Source organism: Mucilaginibacter sp. 320_HR (assembly GCF_059691875.1).
Genome location: NZ_JCAWAI010000001.1, coordinates 1144533 through 1168922 on the forward strand (window position 1 = coordinate 1144533; position 24390 = coordinate 1168922).

Genomic DNA, 24390 nt, shown 5'->3' on the forward strand with positions numbered 1-24390 from the left:
TTATTAATTTTTATTTGAATAATACGTCAGCAAATTGTTTATGGGTTCTTTTATGATGCCTGCTATTGTTATACCGGCGGCTTCGGCAGATTCATTCAAGTACTCTTGAAAGTTAAACGCCACCGATCCTGCGAAATGAAGAGGCGCCCCTAGATGTTCTTTCTGCAAAGGTAACAAATACGTGTTAATCAGCTTAGTGAAACCTGTTTTAATGATATTGCGCAGATAAACATCGTCCTTATTTTGCAAGTAAAACTCAGAAAACGAGCTTAAATACAATGCGGGCTGTTTTTGGCGGTATACTTTTTCCAGTAAGGTCTTACGGTCGGCATCGTAACTATGTTCAAATTTCTTGCGGAGATTTGATGGAAGGGTTTCGTTCATAAAACTTTTGATCAGTTGCCGGCCGAGCCAGTTGCCCGATCCTTCATCTGCTAAAATATAACCCAATCCGTAGTTGTTTGGTTTTACTTTTTTGCCGTCGTACCATGCAGCGTTGCTGCCACTTGCGCAAATGCTTACAATACCCGGATTGTTTTTACAACAGGCAATTGCTGCCGCGGCTATATCATGCTCTACAGATACCTTAGCAAATTTGAAAAATGAAGAAAGCGCGTTATGAACTACCCGCTGCCGCTCGGGCGAAGATGCACCTGCACCAAAAAAGTATATACGCCTTATTTCCTCTGCATGATGAATGAGCGTTATATTGCGGTTAAGGAGTTGCAGTATGTACTTTTCGTCGTTAAAGTACGGGTTTATTGCATTGGTATTAAAAGATGCAATTGTCCGTTCCTTGTCGGCTAATCGCCAACCTGCATTGTTAGAGCCGCTATATACAACTGCCAGCATTTATATTGATAGGATTTCTGACATCTGCATCAAATCCTCTTCCAGTTTAAAAGTATGTTGATTTAGCGCTTCCTCCAGGCTGGTAAGTTTAATGTGGTTTGCCTCCAGGCCAACCATCATTTGTGATTTACCTGCAAGCAGAGCGTTCACTGCTGCAAAACCTAAGCGGCTACCTAATATCCTGTCGAACGCAGATGGGCTGCCACCACGCTGTAAATGCCCGAGGATGGTTACCTTAATATCGTAGAATTTAACCTGAGCGCGAACACGTTCGGCAAGGTCATATACACCGCCGGTTTTATCACCTTCGGCAACAATAACTATACTGGAAGACTTTTTGTTGAACTGACCTGCTTTTAGATTTTCTATAAGTTCATCTATCGCCGTAGCTCTCTCAGGCAGTAGTATTGCTTCTGCACCGCAGGAAATACCTGCACGTAACGCGATAGCACCTGAGTCCCGGCCCATTACTTCGATAAAAAATAAGCGATCGTGCGCATCAGCGGTATCACGTATCTTATCTATAGCTTCTATTACCGTATTTGTGGCTGTATCAAAACCAAGGGTGTAAGTGGAACCGTACAGGTCATTATCTATAGTACCGGGCACACCTATTACAGCCATATCCGGGAATCTCTTAGAAAAGCGGAGCGCACCGGTAAAGGTACCATCGCCACCAATTACTACAAGAGCATCAATGCCGCGTTCTTTAGCGTTTTTATAGGCCAACTCCATTCCTTCATCACTGCGGAACGGAAGGCAACGTGCGGTTTTTAAAATAGTGCCACCCAGGTTCAGGATATTACTTACCGAACGGGTGTTCATATCATACATGTTGTTGTCAATCAGGCCCTGGTAACCCTGCCTGATACCAACAACGTCCAGGCCGTTATAAATGGCAGTACGAACTACCGCTCTGATGCAAGGGTTCATTCCCGGTGCGTCGCCGCCCGAAGTAAGCACCCCGATCTTTGAAATTTTATGCATATGTATACATTAAAATTAGTGGCACGAATATAAGGTGTCAAAATTACACACCATTAATTATTTTATTTTTTTTTGGATTAAGATTTAAGACTATATATTTAAACCTTTAACTTAATACACTAAGGGTGGAAGTAAAGTTACCTACATTTGACTCGGTTTTCTCTATCGACTGCGTAATTTTTGGCTTTGAGGCCGGAGAATTAAAAATATTACTCATTGAACGTAATGAGGAACCATTTAAGGACTGGCTGGCCTTGCCGGGCTATATTGTTGAGCAGGATGAAAGCATTGATGATGCAGCCGAGCGTATACTTTACGAACTTACCGGCTTGCGGGACTTGCATATGCAGCAATTTCACACGTTTGGAGAAGTAAAAAGGCACCCACAGGGCCGGGTTATTACCGTTGCTTACTACGCACTAATACGCATAAACGGCCAGAAAGAATTAAAGCCGGTTACGCAATACGCAAAATCGGCGTTTTGGCACCCGGTAAATGATCTGCCCAAATTAGCCTTCGACCATAGTGAGATATTTAATACAGGGTTCAATAAAATCCGCCGCAGGTTAAATTATCAGCCAATTGCATTTGAGCTATTGCCTGAGAAGTTTACACTAACCCAACTACAATCTTTATACGAGGCTGTACTCAACAAAAAGCTGGATAAGCGTAATTTTCGTAAAAAGATGCTGAGCTATGGTTTCCTTAAAGAACTTGATGAGAAGCAGAAAGGCGTATCATACAGAGCGGCTAAGCTCTATAAATTCGACCGGCGCAAGTACGCAAAGATTTTTCAAAATGAGCTGAACTTGGTTCAGTAAACCGATAAACAGGGGCTTTAAAAGCCCTTTTTTGTTTAATATACTTCCTTTTACCATGAGACGCGTTTTATCTATTATTTCCTTTTACTTTGTTTTTGCTTTAGCAGCTAGGGCACAAACCAAATCGTTAACAGAGCTGCAGCAAAGGTTTGTCGACCTTCGTTTTGGTATGTTTATCCACTTTAACATGCCTACGTACAACAATGCCGACTGGCCTGATCCTGAAGCATCTCCTGCGTTGTTTAATCCTAAGAAGCTGGATTGTAACCAATGGGCTAAAGCAGCCAAATCTGCTAACATGAGTTATGGTTGCCTTACTACAAAGCACCATAGCGGTTTTTGTATTTGGGATACGAAAACAACTGATTATAGCGTGATGAATAGCCCTTACAAAAAGGATGTGGTAAAACAATTTACCGACGCGTTCAGAGCTAATGGATTGAAGGTTATGCTGTACTACAGTATCTTAGATACTCACCATAAGCTCAGGCCAAACAGCATCACGCCAAAACACTTCGAGATGGTAAAAGCACAATTAACAGAGCTGCTTACCAAATACGGCAAAATAGAAGCATTGATAATTGATGGCTGGGATGCGCCGTGGTCAAGGATCTCTTATGACGATATCAACTTTGAAGATGTATATCACCTGGTAAAGTCGCTGCAGCCTGAATGTGTTATAATGGACCTTAACGGTGCAAAATATCCGGCTGAAGGCTTGTTTTACACCGATATTAAAACCTACGAGATGGGTGCGGGGCAGCGGATTGCTAAAGAAACCAACAGGATGCCGGCACTCGCCTGCCTGCCTATAAATAGCGCCTGGTTTTGGAAGACAGATTTCCCAACTACTCCTGTAAAGGACGCTGCCAAGCTGGTTAGTGAAGACATAATCCCGTTAAACAAGGTTGATTGTAATTTTATACTGAATGTAGCGCCAAATAAAGACGGCCTGATAGATGATAATGCTCTAACAGCGTTAAAACAAATAGGTGCCTTGTGGAAGAACGACGGACCGGCTCCTAAACTTGCACCTACAGGAGCCCCCATTACATCTACCAACCTGGCTAAAAACAAGCCGACAAACTCTAGTTGGAGCGACGATATGAACATTATGGATTTTGCTAACGATGATGATTTTAAATCATCCTGGACGTCTAATTCTGCTGTTGAAAAGCCATGGTACGAGGTTGATTTTGGTAAGAACACCGACTTTAACGCGGTAGTCATATCCGAAGAGAAACCTAACATAACCAATTATCGTATAGAGTACTTGCAAAATGGTGTTTGGAAGCCTGTACCAACTGCAGAAAACGGCAGCAGAGTAAAGGTGAACCGCTTTGATAGGGTGTATGGGGATAAAGTGCGTGTTTGGATTGACAAAGCAGACCACCAGGTATCTATAGCGGAACTTGGCGTTTACAACGAGCGTCGTTAGTAGGCAAGCGGCTACTCCGGTCCGCTATAGAGTTGCAAAAACTTTTAGCGGACATAGTCGTTTTATGCTTTAATTCTAAAAACCAACCATTGAGCCGATACGCACTTATTAGAAATCTTGTTGTTGCACTGGTACTTATGTTTACCTCATTAAGCGCCGGGGCTTATTCGATACTCGCTCATGAAGCGATTATAGATGCTTCTTGGCAGCCGTCGATGGTACCTATGCTAAAGCAGAGGTATCCCAACATAACAGATGCAGATATCAAGAAAGCTCACTCTTATGCTTACGGCGGTGCAATGGTTGCTGATATGGGCTATATGCCGTTTGGTAACGCGTTCTTTACCGATCTGCTGCATTACGTAAGGAGCGGTGACTTTGTACAAGCGCTGATCCGAGATGCCCAAAATGTTAATGAATATGCATTTGCGTTGGGTGCTATGTCGCACTATATGGCTGATAAATATGGACATTCACTGGCAACAAACCGCAATGTCCCGCTAATATATCCTAAGTTGAAGCAGAAGTTTGGCAATGAGGTAACTTACGCAGAAGATCACACATCACATAGTCGTATGGAATTCTCTTATGACGTACTGCAAACCGGCCGTGGTAGTTATACAAGTGAAGGCTATCACGACTTTGTAGGTTTCAATATTGCTGTTCCGGTGCTGGAAAGGGCTTTTTACGAGACTTACGGACAAGAACTTACCTCTATATTTTCGAATATAAACGGCAGTATAAACAACCTGAGATGGGGCGTGCGTAACCTTTTTCCAAAGCTCACAAAATCAGCTTTCAAATCGCATAAAGATGAGATATTGAAAATGAACCCCGACATGACAGCGAAGAAGTTTCAGTATAAAATGAGCAAAAAGAGCTTCAGGCTGGAGTATGGAAAGAATATGCAGCAGCCAAAATTCTTCGCCCGTTTGGCTGTCTTTTTCATTAGGATATTGCCTAAAATTGGCCCCCTCAAAACGCTTAAATATGTATCACCTGGCAAAGAAGGCGAGAAGTTATTCGCGCAAAGCTTTGATTCTATAATAGTTAACTATAATCTGGCATTGAAGAAAGTAGATAGTAAGTCGCTTGTGCTGCCTGACATCGACTTTGATACAGGTCACAATACTGCTTTAGGAGAGTACCCGCTTGCCGACAATACTTTCGACCGTTTGCTGGTGAAGCTTCAGGAGCAAAAGTACAGGAATATCACCCCTGAACTGCAGAAGAGCATAGTTAGTTACTATAAGAACGCCGATACATCAGCATTGGCCCGCAAGAAAGTAAAAGACGGCGATAAAGTAATCCTGGCGCTGCAAACCATTAGAAAAATGAAGGGTGGCCCACAGGAGCCTTTAAAGCCCATTGAAGATCCAAACGGATCAACTGAGTAGTAAAATGCTTATAATTAGCTATTTACTTGTTGGTTTTCTTGGGCAAATCGCCAAATTCAATTTGTCCGGGTTGGGCAGCAACTATCTCGGGCCTGCCTTTATGCATCTCTAATACGCCGGTAACGCACATCTGCTTTCCCTTTAGATTTGCCCAGTCAAGCACAATTTTGTTGCCTTTTACAGCTATTGTGTACTTCTGGCGCGGGTAGTCGCCGCCCATGTTAATAAGCGTGAGGGTGTCGCTAAATATCTTAATGGATGATACAACATCACAGAGGGTCTTGGTCTTACCCAAGTTAGCCTGGAACTCTTCGGCATTAAAGCTGTTTTGCGCGGATGCCTTGCCGGCAAGGCCAGCCAGTATGATTATAGTAAAGAGAATTCTTTTCATGGTGATAAATATACGGGAACAACAGAGGATAACTCTTTAAGTTTTCATGAGCAAAAACCTTCAAAAACCACATTTTTTTCGGCAGGTTATAAAGATTGTGCAAGCACAAACTTTAATTAGAGCAACCTATTACATTTTTTTGCATTCTTGCCGTTTTCCGGAACACTAAGTAGGTGGTTTACCTTTTGGAATTTGTGTAACGGGATTAACATCGCTATCTTTATTAAAGCAGATTATACAACCTATTTAGGAAGATATCACCTGTAATTGCTGTATCTATTCAGGAGGTTTAAGAAACTTTGTCAGCACGCTAAAGTTTATACAAATATAAGGCTTTAGGACGATAATCATGATCTACATTACTCAACTCATTTACATCAAGCCGGGGCAGGAGGAAGTTTTTCACCGGTTTGAGGATGTTGCCATCCCGATCATCGCAAAGTATAACGGCACTCTGCTGATGCGTTTACGGCCAAACCATGCATCGTACATCGAGACAAGCATCGATAAGCCTTATGAAGTCCACCTGGTAGAGTTTCCTGCCGAAGCAGACTTTGAAAACTTTATGCGTGATGAAGAACGCAAACAGTTCCTGCACCTGAAAGAAGAATCTATCAAGGCGGTGCTGCTCATCAAGGGAACGAAGTTGTAACTACGTGTGTGTTACGCCACTTCAATCCAGCATAAATAACCTGAACTTAGCTTGCGTTGCTACGGGAGCATCTGCAGGATAGGTGGTGTAATTAAGGGTGAGCGTATAGTCGCTTACATTATAGGTGGCGTTCTCAAAAACCTTCTCGCTTGAGGGAGTTACAACAGGGGTGTTGGTACCGTTAGTTTCTATCTTTTGGGAAATTGTTATAGCCAGTTTATTACCATCTAATTTGTAGGTTCCTCTTAAATTGAGCTGATACTTTGGGGTATTGCTCTGTTGTGTTGCATCCAGTTGTACAAAGATCATCTGAAACTGATTACCCCTGTAAAACTGCAGATTAGTGATCGTAGACCCGGGTAATTCATCAATTTTCAGCCAGGTTCCTTCAAGCGTAGTGGCGCTGGATTTTACCGGGTTGCTGTTTTCTTTTTTACAGGATGCTGCAAACAGGCAGATGCATAACACAGTAAAAGCTTTAAGGAAGGTTGTAACAGTGCGCGTCATAATAGTGGTTTTCCTGATATTACGTTAGATAACAACAGTTTGCTACAGTGCAGGTTAAATAACATTAAGCTATTTATTAACGTACCTCTACATTTTTTAACTGCGCTGTAAACTTAGCCATAGAACGAGCTGAGATGCTCCAGTCCGGTGCCTTTATTTTACCCCATGCTTTTGGGTTGTCATACAGGTTAAAGTAGCATGCCCCAAAAACATGAGGATTATCGTTTATGGTTTTAGCAGCACCGGCCAGCCATTTGTCCTGGTATGCTTCGGGGCCTTTTACACCAAATTCAGTAATGAAGATTGGCTTATCTGAAAACCGCATCCGGTAGTATTTACGGTTGAACGCGCTGCTGAACGATTCCTGTTTGTTTGGGTCGGTAATGTTCTTGTCTGGCAGGCCGTAGATAGCAACGCTGATGAAGTCTACCACGTCATCTCCTGGCCAAAAATCTATTGAGCCCCTGTCACCTGCCGGGCCCCAAACTTTCTTAACATTTTTTGGCGGGCCTCCTTCAAACAGCATAAAGTAGCGGTAGGCTTCTATATATTCAGCAGGATCCTGGCTTTGCCAGGCGTAACGGTGTATAGGTATCTCCATTTCGTGCATCCACCGTAGTAATACTTTCTGGTTTGTTAATGCCAGCACCCTGAACAGCTCCCTTATCACCTTATCGTACTTGCCTGCCAGAATGCTGCTGGTAACCACGCTATCTGTTCTGCCGGTAGTGTCTCGCCATGGCTCCATGGTAACTATTACATCACGGTGGCGGTTCACAATCTCCATAAAGGTTTTTTCGAAAGTACCCCGTTGCACATCACCCAAGTCTACAAAAATGTGCTCAATAGTTATTTGCTTCTGATGAATGAGCTTGCGGTTTGGGTCAAAAGCTCCTATCTGCAAAGTTGTACGCTTAGGCTTGGGGCGGTCTTTGGTGATGTAGTTTACAGGCGAATAAACCGTATTAGCGTACTCGTTCATATACGCAAGCTGGTTGGTTAGCCATTCTTGCCTAAAATACCCCTTTGCACCATCATCGGCACCAATTATTAAAACCGGAACATTTAAAAACCTTAGCCTGTGCAGTTTTGCCTTTAGCATATCAGGTATGGTTTTAGCAAAGGGGTAAGAGGTTGTGCTGTACTCCGACGGGCTGCCAAGGGTTATGCTCGCGTAATCAACATGAGCAAGGCCCGGCCAGTATTCTGTATCTCCCGGATAGCCGGATGGGCCCCAAACAATTTTTACTTTGGGAGCATCTTGCTTCATTAACTTAGCTACATGGTTAAAGGCAGCAATATAGTCGGTAGAAGAATGGAGCTGCCAGGGATAGATATACGCGTTCACTTCCATATCAGGCGCCCAGCGTATGTATACCTGGTGACCGCTTTTTGCTACCAGCCTGGCCAGCTTTGTAAATTTACCATCAAAATCTCCTTCGTTCACAGCGTCAAGCACACTGCGGTCGCCTGATGGGCCTTTAAGCCAGGTTTCAATGGTGATCAACACATCATGGTTAGTCAAAGCCTCTTTAAGCAGCTTGTCGTCAAACCAAAATGCGGTATTTTTTAAAACTACGTCGTAATGCTCAATATTACCAAGCGTCCGGTTTTCACCGGGCTTGTTCCTGTCAAACAGGGCTACTACCGGTTGCGTAGTTTTGTAACAATCGTTAACCAGGTAAGAGCCAATTAACGGTCTTGCAAATACAAACGCTGCTATCAAAATAACCGCAATGGTGCCAAGAATAATGTAAAACCTGGTTGCCTTATTTTTCACTTTTCTTATCTGCTTTTATATCGTCGTTAAGCGGAAGGTTCAGAATAGAGCTTGCATCAACAATATCATTGCCTTTTGCTGCTATAAGGTAAAGCCTGTACGACTGCATATTCCATGGTATGGTTACGTATACTCTCGGGCCTTTGCCCACTTCCTGTATGTCCACAGGTTTACCCCAGCCGTTAGTACGTACCAGGTACCACTCAAAGGTCATACTCCTGGCAGAGTCTACCGCTAAGTTCCATTTATCTCCGCTATAAACCATAGCGTTGTACGGCAAGCTGTTGCCGCCTTTTGCTGTTAATGCCGGCCTCAGTATTTTAACAGGTGGCAGGGCTTTGTAGGCAACACCGCCGTGCCAGCTGGCGCTTATCAGGCCTAAGTAAGGCTTGTTGCGCCCCCAAATGTCCTTCAGCCCGTCAAACGTTACTATAGATGCTGTTTTTTGGTCCTGCCAGTTGGCATAGAACACACCACCAGCAGGTAGCGGAAGGCTTTGCATGGCTTTGGGGTTTAAACTGCTGTAGAAATACGGTGCTTTTAAGTTTGTATTAACCTTTGTTAAAGCTGCCCTGTCGCCTACAATTAAACCAAACGCGTCAAGCTCCGGCACCTGTGCATGCATTACCGCCATAGATTCATCAACGGTAGGGCCAGCGGTAAGATCTATAGTAACCGGCCGGCTGCTATCCGCCGCTTTAATGGATTTTACCAGTTTTTTAACCCATAGTATGTAGTTGTACTGGGCGTAAGGCAATTGCGATGCTGCATAGTAATCAGTCAACTGCTGTAAAGCATTATTACCTATGTTCCAAGCGTGAATGGCTTTATTACCCTTGTTATCCTTTACGGTCTTAACTATTGTTTTTTCCAGATCGTCAAGTACGCTGGTGTCATATATAAATGCCGAAGGGTAGGGGATCCAAAAACTGTAGTCAATTTTTACCCCTTTTTGCCGTGCTACATCAAAAGTAATGTGGTCGTAAATGTTTGGTCCGTAAATTTTAACCGTATTTACGCCTACAACCTTCATCTCGTCAAAATCACGCTCTATAGTTTGCTTGTTAAGGGGGAAAAGGTTTTTAAACCAGAACTGCCCTTTGGTATAAATTACGCCCTTAGTTTCGGGGTAATACTTAGGCGTACGTGCTGCAGCGTTTACCTGTATAAGCGAATCTACATTAATGTTGTCTGCCGCAAGAGTATCTGTTGCGTTAACGGGTTTGCTGTTTTGCTGGCCCATAACACGCAGCACTCCGGCTTTATCAACGTGGGTGTAATTGAGCAGTGTATTACCGTCCGCCGGGGAGGATTTGCTTATTTTGATGCCCGGCGGCGTTGCAGAAACCTGCACGGTGTTCTCGTCTGACTGCTTTGCAATGTAAATACAGGTGCATATAACCAACACGGTAACCAACAGGCTTACCCGCCTTATACCGGCGTATATTTGCCTGCGCAATAACCAGAAACGTTTTTTAAAGTACTTTACGTAGCTGTAGGTACTTGATACCACGTAGTGGTTCTTAGAGTATTCCTTAAACTTGAGCTCTGAACTGGCCATGAGCATAAAAGCCATAAACAGGCAGTTAAGGCTGGCAATGCCGGCCATAAAAAAGGTAAAAGGATTCCAATCGTTATACAGGCCGTAGAAAATCGCCGCTACTGATATTACTATAACAGCAATGTTCGGCATGTTAATACCCAGGTTCTTTTCTTCCCGTATGTCCTTGGGCGTAGGTATGTAGGGTACATTTTTCCTGATGATGGTATAGAGGAAACCGAGTATGAACACCCACCACGAACCGATAAGCAGCAGCCCCCCAACAATGTGGAAGCCACGTTCTTCGTCTTCCATCACCCATTGCTGCACGTAGTGCCTTATCAACACAACCGACGTGATAAAGGGTATGCTGATCACAAGGAAATCAGAAAAATCTATCTTAAGCGGATAAACATCGGCAAAGAGGGATATAACCGGAATGCAGAAGTTAATAAGAAACACGAAGCCGGAAAGGTAGAACAACGGCAATAACCCGTAATGGAGCTTTTGCCGCCAGGTAAACTTGGTGAAAAGCTTTACATAAGATGTCACCAGTAACTCAAACACACCGCGCGACCATTTGATCTGCTGTTTATAATAGGCGGAAAGAGTGGCCGGCACCAGGCCGCGTGCAAGTACCTGGGGTACATAAACAGATTTCCAGTTTTTGGCGTGCATCTGCATTGCGGTGTGCATATCTTCCGCCAAGCCTGCTGCGTGCCCGCCAATTGATTCCAGCGCGGTACGCCTGAAGGTACAATTTGCACCTATTGCCTGCACGGTACCGTAGCTGTTCATGCACATCATCATAGGCCCGTAAAACTGATAGGTTTGCTGTGCAGAGCCTTTAGCAATCCAGCCGGTATCCTGGTTATAGTAAGCTTGTACCACCTGTACATACCCTACCTCGGGGTTGTCAAAATGAGACACAATAGGGTCAAGGAAGTTCGGGAACGGTACGTGGTCAGGATCCAGCACAACGCACAACTCACCTTTAGACTGGCGCAGAGCGTTATTAATATTGCCTGCTTTAGCATCAACCTTAATAGTACGTGTAACGTGGTGAACACCCAGCTCTTTACAAATGCCTTTTAGGTACTGGTCGTCAGCCTCATCGCATAAGTAAGTTTCGTGCGGATAGGTAATGGCTTGTATAGCGGTTAGCGTTTCAATAATCATTTCATAAGGTTCGCCCTTAAAAAAAGTAGTGAAAATGTCTACCGTGTATTGCCTGGTGGTTGGAGGTGTTACCGGTACTTTAATTGCCCAGTAGTGATACCACTCGTAAAGGATCTTAAAAAAGGTATAAACGAATGTGGTTATCAGTAACCAATACAGCGGACGATAACCTACAACTTTATTCCTGAGTAAGCTATCCATGAAAAAGCCCATGCATATAAAACCCATCACGATCATCAACCGTAATGTAATTTGCTGCTGGCGCGTCGGGTTTTTAACTGGCTTTACACTCATGGATTGGACAGCACGTAAAAAGGGGTATTTGATGTAGCAACATAGCCGCGTTCATTATAAACGTAAACAAATAAGCGGTAAGGGCCTTCCTGCGATGGAGCGGTGAACCTGATCTCGTCTCCAGAGCCTTTTATGGAGTTCGTTATCTCAATCGGCTTATCCTCTCTGAAAGTTCTATTGGGCTTATACCAGTCTTCTTTGTACAGTTTCCATTTGTAGCTCAGGTGGCCGTTGTTGGTGCCATTTATATAAACGGCGGCAGGATATTCGGTATTTGTTTTTAAAAGAATATTGTCGTGCGCGCCTTTATAATTTACCAGCGTAAACTTAATGTCGGGTGCGTGAGCTGTAGCTTTTTTACCCGTCCAAATATTCTGCATTACGTTAACAGCTTCAGTTTTGTACCCAAGCTCGTCAAATAAGCTGAACCAGGTTGGGGTAAACTCCTGCTTTTGGCCCCAGTAAAACACCATGGAGCCCAAAAACCTGGAATTATTTGCAGGCATGTAATTTTTGTAAATAGACATGTACTGCTCCGCTTTCTTTGAACTGGCATCTTCTACGTATGAACCCCAGATGTTTTGGCTTTGGTATACCCACGGTCCTTCAACGCCCCACTCGGTAATCAGGAACGGCCCGTCCCAAAACCAGTTAAAATCATCCAGATTTTTCTTAAGGGTAGCGATAGCCCCGAAAATGTTAAAGGAAACAAAGTCGATATTGGTCCTGAGCTTGATGTTGGTAAGATTCTTTTTTTGGAACGACATTACCGTAGTAGTAACCGGGTGGTTAGGATCAATCCGGTGAAAGGTGTTCACCAGGTCACCAAACGTGGTATAAAATGCATTATAATTTGGTTTCAACGGAAAAGCCAATTCGTTGCCCAGGCACCAGGCCAGTACAGCTGGATGATTTTTGTAACGGTTTACAAACTTGGTAAGTGCTAGTAAGTTGGCCTTAACCTTAGCGCCATCACCATAAAAACCCGAAATGTCATCGCTGGGCGGCAAAGGGAGCCCAACAACTACCGCAAGATGATTGGCTTGTGCCGAATCCAATATAGGCTTTAGGTTAGCCGTATCCCATGTGCGGATGGTGTTGCCGCCACTTTCGTAAAGCGCCTTTAGGTTAGTAAATCCCGAAGCTCCCTTTACAAAGAACGGTTTACCATTACGGTACATCGTGTATTTGTTGTTTTCCTTTTTTATATAAACAGTGCGGTTGCGGGTATGGTCGGCACTGTCAGTATTGCAGCTGACGACAGCTGCGACAACAATCATAAAAATACTCAGCCGGAAAATAAAAGGTTTTGTAAAGGTTTTAATCATCAACGGGTAATTACAGGGTACTTACGTAAAAGGGATAAATAAGGTTGAAACAGCGTTGATTTTTGATATATCGTTTGCATTGAAGAGCTAAATATAATACTTCATGAACAATATTATCACAAAGAAAAGGAGGATTTTGCGGTTAAGCAAAACATACTTGACGGTGTTATTCGGCACCTTTAATAATGATTCCCAGAGCACCAAGAATCTTGCAACCTATATTTATTTACTTCCCGCTGTTGATTTTGACGCGAAATGTAATCTCAGTTCTCGTCGGTAACAATCCTAATACATTGCTATGTTATTTGCCTTTATCTTAGTGTGATGAAAATAATTTGCGTTTGGTGATTTGCTAATTAAAATTAGTTTCCTGATATTTCAAATTATATCATTTTACATTTTAAAATAATTGTATGAGGAAACATCTACTTATCCTTCTACTGTTGGTTAATTGTTGTGCCCTGCAGGTAATGGCGCAAACCAAAACAATAACCGGTACAGTAACCTCTGCCGCCGACAACGAGACTATCCCCGGCGCAACGGTTAAGATCAAGGGGACAACAACCGCTGTAGCAACTGATGCCAACGGTAAGTACAGCATTAATGCCACAACAGGGCAAACACTGGTATACACCTTTTTAGGTACAGTAGCAGCAGAACGTGTGGTAGGCGCAGAAAGCGTTATCAACGTGGTGTTGCAGGCTGATACCCGTACCCTGCAGGAAGTAGTCATTACCACAGGTTTTGGTGTAAAGCAGGAAAAACGCGACCTTACATCATCGGTACAGGTGATTAAGGGTTCGGCCGTGCAGGCTACCCAACGTGAAAACTTTGTGAACGCTTTACAAGGCAGGGTGGCGGGTGCCACCATCACCAGTACCAGCGGCCAGCCGGGTGCATCGTCTTCTATTGTGTTGAGGGGTATTACCTCAATAGGCAACAGTAATCAGCCCTTGTTTGTAATAGATGGTATACGGGTTAACAACGACGCCTTAAGTCAAAGCTCACTGGCATCAAACGGCGATAACCGCCGTCAGGACTTCACCAATCGCATAGCGGATATTAACTCTGATGACATTGAAACTATTACCGTTCTAAAGGGTGCTGATGCAGCCGCTGTATACGGTTCAGATGCAGCAGGCGGTGCTATTGTTATTACCACCAAAAAGGGCCGTAGCGGCAACGGGGCGCTCACATACGATAATAACTTTAGTTTCTCTAATGCTTACCGTTTCCCGGCAGTGCAGAAGATTTATGGGCCAGGATCGTCGGGTAACCTGGATCCATTGGTGAGAACAGCCTTTGGACCGGCATACGCACCGGGAACACAGACCTATGATAACTTGCAGAACATTTTTCAAACAGGTTTTTCGCAACAGCATAACCTGGCAATGGAGGGCGGTAACGAAACTGCAACTTATCGCATTTCTGCCGAATATCGCCATACAGGTGGTGTGCTGCCGGTAGCTTACAACGATAAGATATCCCTGCGCTTTGCCGGTTCTGCAAAGCTGGCACCAAAACTAACCAGCAGCGCCAGTTTTAACTATTTTAATATCGATAACCGCAAGCTTAACAAGGGTAACTCGGGTACTTACATTAACGCGCTGGCCTGGCCCACTAATGATGATGTGCGCAACTACCTCAACCCGGATGGTAGCCGCCGTACTTTGTTGCCGCCAAAGCTTACCAATGTTACTGCCGATGGTACAATAGATTTTGACAATCCGCTGTGGGATGCCAACAAAAACATCAGCCGCGACAAAACCAACAGGATGGTTGCCAATGTAGATCTGTCTTACGATCCAGCTAGTTGGATTAATTTAAGAGCTTTAGTCGGCGTGGATTTTTATACCACCAATGGTAACAACCTGCTGAGTCAGTATAGTTCGTCGTACCAAAACTCTCCGCTTAATAGCTTTGCGTCTACTAACGGTATAGCAACAGGTGGTATTATAGATAACTACAACGATAACAATCTGCTTACCAATGGGTCGTTATTCGCCACGTTGAAAAAGAATTTCGGCGATTTCCGTACAACGCTTGCGCTGGGTGCTGAGGTTTACGACAACCGCGACCAAATAAACGGTTTCTACGGTGAGAAGTTCCTGCAGCCGGACTTTAACACTATTAATAATACTACACCAACTACGCAAAGAAATTCAAGCAACTTTTTTGAGACCAGGCGTATTGGAGAAATAGCCCGTTTGGGTGTGGTGTATAAAGAGATGATCACCATTAATGCTACCGGTCGTAATGATTACTCCTCACGACTGTCAGGCACTAATAACAATACCTTCTTTTATCCTTCCTTCGGCGCGGGTTTCATCTTTACCGAATTGCCGGGGCTTAAAAACAACAAGGTGCTGTCTTATGGTAAGTTAAGGTTTTCCTACGCAGGTGTAGGTAAAGACCCATACGCGCCTTACAAGATCAAGTCCAGCGTTATACAGCAGGCAACTACAGGCGGCGGTTTCGCATATGATGTTACCGGTAACAACCCTAACTTGCGTCCTGAAAAAGATTATCAGCTTGATTTTGGCGCGGAACTACAGTTCTTCGGTGGCCGTTTAGGTACCGACTTTAGCTTTTACCAATACCGCGCAACCGACCAGATATTTGATCCGCGGATAAGTTATGCATCGGGCTATATACTGGAGCTGGTTAACGGCGGCGAGATCCGCAACCGTGGCGTGGAAGCGCAAATAACCGGTATACCCGTTAAAACCACAAATTTCACCTGGAATACATTTTTAAACTTTACGCTTAATCGCGGCAAAGTGATCAACTTGGGTAACCTGCCGGAATATTACAATTCCGACACGTGGATGTATGCCAACGCACGCGCCAGTTTGTTCCCGGGCAGCAGCCTTACCAATATTGCCGCTTATAGCTATGCCCGCAACAACAAAGGACAGATATTGGTAGATCCATCCAGCGGGTTGCCTGTATCAAACAACGCCTTTGTCACCGTTGGCGACCGCCAGCCAGATTTTACTATTGGTTTGGGGAATACATTCAATTATAAATCTTTGAGCCTTTCATTCCTGTTGGACATACGTAAAGGCGGGGACGTGTTTAACGGTAATGAATTGTTCCTGACACGTTATGGTTTAAGTACACGTACGCAAGACAGGATGCAGGCCCGCATTATACCGGGGGTGCTGAAAGATGGTAACGAGAACACCGACAATCCTACGGTAAATACTATACAGGTGACACCATACTATCAAAATACCTATTACTCAGGTGCTATCGAATCTGACTTTGTGGAACATGATATTAACTGGATACGGCTGCGTGACGTCACTTTAAACTATAACCTGCCGCAAAACGTGCTGTCCCGTCAAAAGGTATTTAAATCTGCAAGCTTATTCTTAACAGCTACGGACGTATTTCTTATCACCAACTATTCAGGCGCCGACCCGGATGTAAACGGTAACAACTCTTCCACAAGGGGTTCCGGCTCTGCCGGCTTTGATTATGGTACACTAGCCACGCCCCGCACCATTTCTGTTGGTTTAAGGGTGAAACTATAAGCTTATAACTCATGAAAAAAATAATATACACCTTCACTGCTTTAATTGGGCTTAGCCTTGCAAGCAGTTGTAAAAAATATATCGATATAAATAATAACCCTAACGCGCCAACCAGTGTAGATGCAAGCACTTTACTGCCGCCTATGCTTGCTGGTATGGCAAGGGGTAACTGGTATGACAGCCGCTACATTGGGCAATATTCGCAAATATGGGGGGCGCCTACAGCTAACAACATATGGGACCAGGAGGGATATGCTCCCGGCAGCGACTCAGGTGGCGAAATGTGGCGTACTGTTTACTTTAGCCTTGGTCAAAACGTTGGCCTTATGCTGCAGGATGCCACAGCCAAAAACAAGTACGACTACATTGGCGTAGCCTGGGCCCTCCGTGCATGGGGATGGCAGAACGGATCGGATGAGTATGATTACATGATCGTGAAAGAAGCTTACGACCCCACCAAATTAACCTTTAACTATGATGCGCCTGAGGCTGTATACGCCGAAGTGGTTAAAGATTGCCAGTTAGCACTCAATTACCTTAACCTCGCAGTAAAAACCGACGGGCAAACCGTAGGTGCCGATCTGGCCAAAGGTGATTATATGTACTATGGTGACCGCAAAAAGTGGATAAAGTTTGTATACGCTATACTGGCGCAAAACATGCTTCATATCAGCAATAAGAGCTCTTTTAAGCCGGATATGGTTAAGATGTATGCCGATAGTTCATTTACCAGCAACGCCGATAACGCAAGCGTACAATGTACCGGATCGCAATCCGGGGATGCTAACTTTTGGGGACCAACACGTGCAAACCTGCCTAGCTTTCGCCAGTCGGACTTTATGGTTAAGCTGCTGGACGGTCGTATTCTGGCAGGTTCTGCAACACAGGACACACTTGCCGACCCGCGGCTACCATTATTGCTGAGCAGGAGTAAAGACCGTGCTTACCGGGGCGTTGTAGCACCGCTGGGTGACCCTAATACAGCCGACGCGAACACCTCTATACCTGCAATGGCCGGGGCTACTACGGCAAACGCCGCAACAGCTGCTGCTAAGTACATCTTTAACGACAACTCTCGCGGAGTGCTGATGACCTATCCTGAAGTACAGTTTTTTGTGGCAGAAGCATTATATAAAAAGGGAGATGCGGAAGGTGCTTATGCAGCTTACAAGAAGGGGATTGCCGCCAGTTTAGACTTTGTGAGCAACCCGCCAATTGCAAGCTCATTAACAGGTACACAAAAGTATATCTCTCAGGCTAATATAGATAAATATATGGCTGGCCCATCTGTTCGTCAAAGTGCCGGACAGCTGCAAATTAGTGATATAATGCAGCAAAAGTTTATTTCGCTATTTGTGTGGGGCGCACCAGAGGCGTGGGCTGATCTGCGGAGGTATGAATACAATACATCTGTGTTCCAGGGGTATGTAAAGCCTACTACTATTTACCCCGATAATGCAGGCAAACAGGTTTACCTGTTAAGGCCGCGTTACAACTCTGAATACATCTGGAACGTACCAGCTCTTCAACAAATAGGGGCCCTTAACCCGGACTATCACACCAAAAAACCGTGGTTTATTTTACCTTAAAACAATCTAAATGAAAAGTACACTATATATTGCCTGCGGCTTGCTTTTGGCCATCACAGGCTGTACCAAAACAACAATTAAACAGCCCGGCGAACCTGTTACCGGCGCACAGATAAAGTTAATACACGTTGCACCGGGCGTACCAGCGGTTGAGGGGCGCATTAATGGCGTCAAAGTTTCGGCTTCAACAACTTACTCGGTTACAGATGCAGAAGTACCCACCTCAATCACTACGGGTTTTCCTTACTTATCTGTTTTTCCCGGGAGTAATTACCTTAATGTAAGCTCTGGTAATACCAATATTGTATTTGCTACCGCTACCCCGTCGCCTGTATTAAAAAGCAGGCAAACAGTATCTCCCGCTACAGTAGTAGGCGAGGTGAACCAAACTACTTCAGACGGAGGGGCTTATTCGGCTTTCCTAATTGGCTTGCCAAGTGCTACAGGTAGTACTACTTCAGTTAAGGTAGTAGAAGACAAATTTCCGGCGCCTGTTGCCAGCAAGGCTTTTATCCGCTTTGCGCACATGATACCTAACGGCTCGGCACTTGATGTATATGGCACTTTCACTCTTTCGGGCGGTACTGCCACAACTAAAAAGCTTGTTAGTGCAGGTACCTACACCACCGTTACCGATTTTACACCTGTAGATGTAAATGCAGCAAGTACTACCAACTACAAATTACAACTGTATTTAGGCGGAACTACTACAACGCTGGGAGCAATTACTGCTGATATTCCTCTGGCACCCGGCAGGTATTATACCGTTATAGCCCGTGGTCTTGCTGCGGACTACGCTGTACCGGGTACCAGCATTGTACTAAAGGCAAGCGACCGGCCTAAGTTGCCGCTTAGCGATCCAAATACCCGTGCACCGGAAATATACTACAACGCCCCGGGTATTACTTACTATACCAACAAGTAATAACTCACATTTTTACAAAGGCGCCTTGCAAGGCGCCTTTGTTGTTTAAATCTAGGTTTAAAGGCCATACGGGCTACTTTTCATTATTATTTGTAATTAGTCTAAATAAACATAGATTTGCGGTGACAATAACATCATCTAACCCCTATACAATACCATGATCCGTTTATCTCTACTTATTTTCATCTTTAGTCTAATCTCCTTTAAGGTTTTCTCACAATCTACAGCCACTATCAGTGGAACCATAACCGACGAAAAGGGCGAACCGCTGCCCGGCAGCACCGTGCTGGTAGAAGGCACAACAATAAGCGCAGCTACTAATCTTAAAGGTTTTTACCATTTGCAGGTTACCCCTGGTAATTACAGCATCCGTGTTACTTTCACAGGCTATCTCCCTGCTACCAGGCAAATTACTGTTGTGGCTGGCGGTACGGCTAAGTTTAACACATCGCTCACCGCAAATTCATCCTCGCTACAACAGGTAGAAATTACCGGCCGGAAGCAAAAGACCTATAAAACGAAATCAACCTTTATCGGCAATAAAACAGAAACAGACATTAAGGACCTCCCGCAATCTGTATCCTACGCCAGTAAAGAACTAATGGCAGACCAGGGTGCCATCAGGGTAGGAGACGTTGTGAAAAATTTTAGCGGCGTTAACCAATTTACATTTTATGATGATCTTACCATCCGCGGCTTCAGGGTTAACGGCCAGAGCAATACGCAACTGGTTAACGGCTTGCGCACCAGCACCGGGTTCTGGAAACAGCCACTTACCAATTATCTCGAGCGTGTTGAGGTTCTTAAAGGCCCGTCATCAGCCTTGTACGGCAATGCGAGCCCGGGCGGCGTAGTAAACAGGGTAACAAAAAAGCCATTGAACGAGACCCGGCGTTCAATCAGCATGTCGTTAGGAAGTTTTAACACCTTCCGCGGATTGGCAGATTTTACCGGTCCGGCATCTAAAGACAGCTCACTGCTTTATCGTCTTAACCTGGGTTATGAAGATGCCAATTCTTTCCGCGATCTGCAGTTTGACAAAAATATTGTTGTTGCACCTTCTCTTTCGTTTGTTGCATCTGAAAAGACGCGCATCAACTTTGATATGGTGTACAACAGTTCCCGCTCTCGGTTAGACAGGGGGCAGTCTGTTATAGGCGACGACCTTTATTCAACTCCGCAGTCGCTGGCACTCTCTACTGCAAATGACTTTTTAAACGAGCAAACATACATCATCACCCTTTCTGCAAATCACCGGTTTAATGATAACCTGAGCTTTAACCTGGCCTATTCAAAAACCGGGTATACCGAAGATTTATATGAGCACAGAAGCGCCAACGCGTATGCAAAGAACAGAATAGGTGCAGATATCCACAACCTGGTGGCAATGCAGGTTTTTCAACGAAAAAGGAAGCGTTATATAGATAACCTGAGCGGCTATCTTAACTACCAGGTGAAAACAGGTGCCGCGGAGCATAAGATTGTTGCAGGCTATGACTACGGCAGCGAAAAAATGCCGGTTGGCGCCTCGCAGCTCACCGCGTCAGGATACCGAAATGCTGCAAACACGGGCACCATTGCAAATTATGTTGTTAAAGACAGCTTGAAGTACATGAGGGATAGCAAAGGCAACCCTGTACCGAACATACCATCTTTTGACCTGAGTAATCCTTTAAATTCCCAGCGGTTGCAGGACGATAGTAAAGCATTTTTTGCGCCGACGACGCTGGGGCCTACCTATTATTATCTGAATGCCGGTTATGTACAGGATCAAATAAAATTAGGCAGGTTTCAGGCCTTATTAGGCGTACGGTACGAGTACTATACCGATTTTGTAAACTATGCTACTGCCACCGAAAAAAAAACCCACTCAAGTGCACGGCTGCCGCGTTTTGGCCTGGTTTATACGGCTACCAAAAACATTAACCTATATAGTTCGTACGTAATGGGCTACAACCCACAGACTGCTGCAAATTTGGCCAACCCTAACGCAGGTGGCCCTTTTGACCCGGTAACCAGCAATATGGTTGAGTTCGGGGCAAAAAGCAGCTGGTTTGATGACAGGTTGAGTATTACTACTGCCATTTACCAGATTGAGCAAAAGAACACCTTGTACAATGCAAATGATCCTAACAACCCCGATCTGCTAAGGCCTGTGGGCAAGGAGCGTTCACGGGGCTTTGAGTTTGACATCACCGGCCGAGTATTACCAAACTGGAGCATCCTGGCATCTTACGCCTATAATGATGCTAAAATTACCGAAAGCGGCACACCTGCGGAGGTTGGCAGGCAGAAACCGAATGCACCAAAAAACTCAGCCAACGTTTGGACCAGGTATAATTTTCCCAACGGCGCACTAACGGGGCTAGGGGTAGGGTTCGGAGCAAATTACGTGGAGAAACGAAATTTATCCATCAGCTTAACGCAGACTATCCCATCTTATACGCTGATGAATGCGGCACTGTATTACAACTGGGGCAGGTCGCAGATCCAGTTCAACGCTAACAATATCACCAATAAGAAACAGTGGGTGGGCGGATATGATTATATCAGGCTGTTCCCCGGTACACCGTCAAACTACCTGATTACCTTAACCCATAACTTCTAACAAGATGATCTGGAAACGGGTAAAAGCAATAGCCGCCTGGCTCCACCTTTGGGTGGGGCTCGTAACCGGGATTGTTGTAGTAATAGTTGGTGCTACAGGATGTGTGCTTGTTTTTGAAGATGAACTTTTTGATCTTTTCCACCATAACCTTGTCCATGTTAAAGAAACCGGCCCTTTAAGGCCGGTTTCTCAATTGTTATTAACAGCTCAGCAGGCTGTTGGTGAAAGTAGACTCATAACAGATATCCGGATTAATGAAGAAGGGAATAGTTATGTGTTTTCGGCAACAAAAATCAACAAGCGTAAGGATATTAATCTCAGCTACTTTAGCCAGTTTAAATATCGTACAGATATTTACGTGAATCCCTACACGGGTAAGGTGCTTGGAGCAATAGACGTTAGGTACGAGTTCTTTAATGTGGTGGAGCAATTGCACAGGCAGCTGTTATTGGTTAAGCCTGTTGGCAGTGTAATAGTAGGCTCGTGCATATTGCTGTTTTTGCTGATGATGATAACAGGTTTCATGCTTTGGTTGCCAAAGAACTACCGCCAACTCAAGAAGAACTTGTCAGTAAAGTGGGGTGCCAAATGGAAGCGCGTTAATTATGACTTACACAACAGCCTTGGCTTTTATGTGTTGCCTATTGCCATCATCATCGCCGTTACCGGCCTTACCTGGTCTTTTAAATGGTGGGAGAAGGGGATATACCAGGTGCTTGGATCAGCAAAGCCTGTTCAGTTAATACGCAAAGCACCCGCGCTTACCGTCGCAGATACAAGTGCTAATCACCTTGACGCAATAATAAGCGATATACAACAGCAAGTTAAAGGAAATTACAAAACTATCGGGCTCAGTTTACCAGAGAAAGGCGAAGCCACAATAATGTCCTTTGTTTACCTGAAGAACCCTGGCGACGGCCGGCGCAATCTCAGCTATTACTATTACGATAGCCGCACAGGCAAAAAATTTGATCAGCTTGAACACAATCAAAAGCCGTTAGGCTTAAAGTGGCGCAACTCTAATAAGGATATCCACACCGGGAGAATATACGGCCTGGGCACGCAGATACTTGCTTTTATAGCAAGCCTTGTTTGCACCAGTTTGCCTGTCACAGGCTTTATGATATGGTTGGGTAAACGGCGGAAACCCAGGAAGCGGGGAAAAGTATCTACAAAAAAGGAACTTCAATTATCCTGAAGCGCAAAGTTTGCTAAAAAAAACGCTCCGGATCTCATCCCGGAGCGCTCAACTAAATCAGGTCAATCTCATGCTGGTCCTTTCTCAAGGGACCAATAAGACCTGATACCTTTAATGGCCGTTTATAAAAGCCATAATCTTTTTTATTTCCTCAGGGTAAACGGCTATCCTGTGTGTACGCACGAGGTACGGTACCTGCAGTTTTTTGCTGTTACCTTCAACCTGTATCAGGTTTGATGGCTTTGCCGGCATATGGCAGTCGATGCATTTAGTTTTCAAAGCATCACCAAGTTTTGGTGCCAGCTTACACACGTTATGATTAGCCGATGTATGGCAGCTAAGGCAGCGCTGTACAAACACTTGTGTGTTGCCGCTTTCCTTTGTGTGTACGTTGTGGCAGGTATTACAATCCATATTGCTGGCCACAAAGCACTTGCTGGAAGCAAGTAGATCGCTTTGATTGCCATGCACATCCAGCGTTGCCGGGTTGGTGTTTTTAGGCCCGAAGTTATGTTCTTTAAACTTAGCAAGCGTGTCGCCCATTTTAAAGGTAAAGGTGGAGCGTGTAAAAACATCTTTATTACCCGAGTGGCAAACCGCGCAGGCGTCAAGTTTTTGTTGCCTAGTTAATTTTTGATAAGTAGTAATGTACCTTCCTTCTTTAACTTCCGGGTATTCTGTGTGGAAATTTACATGGTTAGCCGCCGGCCCGTGGCAGCGTTCGCAGTCTATTCCACTTATTAAGGAGGCCTTATCATACTCAACCGCACGATTAGTGAGGCTGAGGTTTTGATTAGGTATTTCTTTTATGTATGAACTATGGCATTCCATACAACGGGTGATAATAGGCCTGGTAAAGTTAATCCGGCCGGTATCGTAACCAGGGCTGTTCGTCCAACTGTGCAAAGCGCTGAAGTAAGACATAGGCAATTGAAAGAGTTGATTACCTTTCCAGTATAAATAAGTTTCGGCTTTGACACCACCAATGGTAATATCAAACCTTTCGGCACCTGCAAGTTTACCGTTAATGTAACCCGCCTGGTATAAGCCGTTTTTGCGCTGCTCCATAGCTACCGTCATGCCATTTCCAAAGCTGAAGACGTTTTTTCCGGCAGCAAAACTACCGTGTATGCTATTGATATCTGCAGGTCGGGAGGTGAGGTAGTGCGCAGTATGCAGGTAAGAGTTGTATTGTGCCTTATGGCAGCTCTCACAAGTTTTAGATCCTGCGAAAACCTGGTCTCTTGGATCGTTTTGCTCTTTGCTGCTTAAACATTGGATTAATATTGCACAAACTGGCACCGCCAAAAACATCAGGAAAAGTAATGTTCTTTTAGATACCATTTAATTCAAGCAGTGTTAGTG

The 24390-nt window shown here is 44.5% G+C and carries 17 protein-coding genes; 9 read left to right on the forward strand and 8 right to left on the reverse strand.

The window, feature by feature from the left end:
* Positions 1–3 precede the first annotated feature (3 nt).
* Together AC59GT_RS05135 and pfkA are read right to left on the reverse strand one after the other, a co-directional pair.
* Positions 4–852 carry a hypothetical protein gene (locus AC59GT_RS05135; protein WP_497236629.1) on the reverse strand — a complete coding sequence of 283 codons (849 nt, stop codon included), beginning with the start codon at positions 850–852 and terminating at the stop codon, positions 4–6.
* The gene (pfkA, locus tag AC59GT_RS05140) at positions 853–1839 is read right to left on the reverse strand and encodes a 6-phosphofructokinase (RefSeq protein ID WP_117385027.1); all 987 of its coding nucleotides are present in this window, start codon (positions 1837–1839) and stop codon (positions 853–855) included.
* A gap of 125 nt (positions 1840–1964) precedes the next feature.
* Between pfkA and AC59GT_RS05145 the strand changes: the two genes are divergently transcribed.
* The 3 genes from AC59GT_RS05145 (at position 1965) to AC59GT_RS05155 (ending at position 5495) form a co-directional block, all read left to right on the forward strand.
* Complete coding sequence (locus AC59GT_RS05145) at positions 1965–2660, forward strand: NUDIX hydrolase (RefSeq protein ID WP_117385028.1); 696 nt, start codon at positions 1965–1967, stop codon at positions 2658–2660.
* Between the two features lie 55 nt (positions 2661–2715).
* A complete protein-coding gene (locus tag AC59GT_RS05150; protein ID WP_497236630.1) occupies positions 2716–4098 on the forward strand; it encodes an alpha-L-fucosidase in 1383 nt (460 codons plus the stop codon).
* Positions 4099–4235: 137 nt separating this feature from the next.
* Complete coding sequence (locus AC59GT_RS05155) at positions 4236–5495, forward strand: zinc dependent phospholipase C family protein (protein WP_497236631.1); 1260 nt, start codon at positions 4236–4238, stop codon at positions 5493–5495.
* A gap of 22 nt (positions 5496–5517) precedes the next feature.
* Here the strand turns inward: AC59GT_RS05155 and AC59GT_RS05160 are convergent, their stop codons facing one another.
* Positions 5518–5886, reverse strand: a complete 369-nt coding sequence (locus AC59GT_RS05160; protein WP_497236632.1) for a hypothetical protein — start codon at positions 5884–5886, stop codon at positions 5518–5520.
* Between the two features lie 349 nt (positions 5887–6235).
* Between AC59GT_RS05160 and AC59GT_RS05165 the strand changes: the two genes are divergently transcribed.
* Positions 6236–6538 carry a DUF1330 domain-containing protein gene (locus tag AC59GT_RS05165; RefSeq protein ID WP_117385032.1) on the forward strand — a complete coding sequence of 101 codons (303 nt, stop codon included), beginning with the start codon at positions 6236–6238 and terminating at the stop codon, positions 6536–6538.
* Between the two features lie 21 nt (positions 6539–6559).
* Here the strand turns inward: AC59GT_RS05165 and AC59GT_RS05170 are convergent, their stop codons facing one another.
* The 4 genes from AC59GT_RS05170 to AC59GT_RS05185 form a co-directional block, all read right to left on the reverse strand.
* Complete coding sequence (locus AC59GT_RS05170; protein WP_497236633.1) at positions 6560–7045, reverse strand: hypothetical protein; 486 nt, start codon at positions 7043–7045, stop codon at positions 6560–6562.
* Between the two features lie 76 nt (positions 7046–7121).
* Positions 7122–8825, reverse strand: coding sequence for a glycoside hydrolase family 26 protein (locus tag AC59GT_RS05175; protein ID WP_497236634.1), 1704 nt, complete (start codon positions 8823–8825; stop codon positions 7122–7124).
* Complete coding sequence (locus AC59GT_RS05180) at positions 8815–11838, reverse strand: glycosyltransferase family 2 protein (protein ID WP_497236635.1); 3024 nt, start codon at positions 11836–11838, stop codon at positions 8815–8817. The genes AC59GT_RS05175 and AC59GT_RS05180 overlap by 11 nt, the downstream gene beginning before the upstream one ends.
* Positions 11835–13118 (reverse strand): glycoside hydrolase family 2 TIM barrel-domain containing protein, encoded by a 1284-nt coding sequence (locus AC59GT_RS05185; RefSeq protein ID WP_497236636.1) that lies wholly within the window; start codon positions 13116–13118, stop codon positions 11835–11837. The genes AC59GT_RS05180 and AC59GT_RS05185 overlap by 4 nt, the downstream gene beginning before the upstream one ends.
* 461 nt (positions 13119–13579) lie before the next feature.
* Between AC59GT_RS05185 and AC59GT_RS05190 the strand changes: the two genes are divergently transcribed.
* The 5 genes from AC59GT_RS05190 to AC59GT_RS05210 all read left to right on the forward strand — a co-directional run bounded on the left by AC59GT_RS05190 (position 13580) and on the right by AC59GT_RS05210 (position 23025).
* A complete protein-coding gene (locus AC59GT_RS05190; protein ID WP_497236637.1) occupies positions 13580–16705 on the forward strand; it encodes a SusC/RagA family TonB-linked outer membrane protein in 3126 nt (1041 codons plus the stop codon).
* A gap of 11 nt (positions 16706–16716) precedes the next feature.
* Positions 16717–18294, forward strand: a complete 1578-nt coding sequence (locus AC59GT_RS05195; RefSeq protein ID WP_497236638.1) for a SusD/RagB family nutrient-binding outer membrane lipoprotein — start codon at positions 16717–16719, stop codon at positions 18292–18294.
* A 10-nt stretch (positions 18295–18304) separates the two neighbouring features.
* Positions 18305–19219: a DUF4397 domain-containing protein gene (locus AC59GT_RS05200; protein WP_497236639.1), complete on the forward strand. Its 915-nt coding sequence runs from the start codon at positions 18305–18307 to the stop codon at positions 19217–19219.
* A gap of 157 nt (positions 19220–19376) precedes the next feature.
* Positions 19377–21827: a TonB-dependent siderophore receptor gene (locus AC59GT_RS05205; protein ID WP_497236640.1), complete on the forward strand. Its 2451-nt coding sequence runs from the start codon at positions 19377–19379 to the stop codon at positions 21825–21827.
* A 4-nt stretch (positions 21828–21831) separates the two neighbouring features.
* Positions 21832–23025: a PepSY-associated TM helix domain-containing protein gene (locus AC59GT_RS05210; protein ID WP_497236641.1), complete on the forward strand. Its 1194-nt coding sequence runs from the start codon at positions 21832–21834 to the stop codon at positions 23023–23025.
* 111 nt (positions 23026–23136) lie between these two features.
* Here AC59GT_RS05210 and AC59GT_RS05215 read toward each other — a convergent pair whose 3' ends face one another.
* Positions 23137–24369 (reverse strand): multiheme c-type cytochrome, encoded by a 1233-nt coding sequence (locus AC59GT_RS05215; RefSeq protein WP_497236642.1) that lies wholly within the window; start codon positions 24367–24369, stop codon positions 23137–23139.
* Positions 24370–24390: the final 21 nt, after the last annotated feature.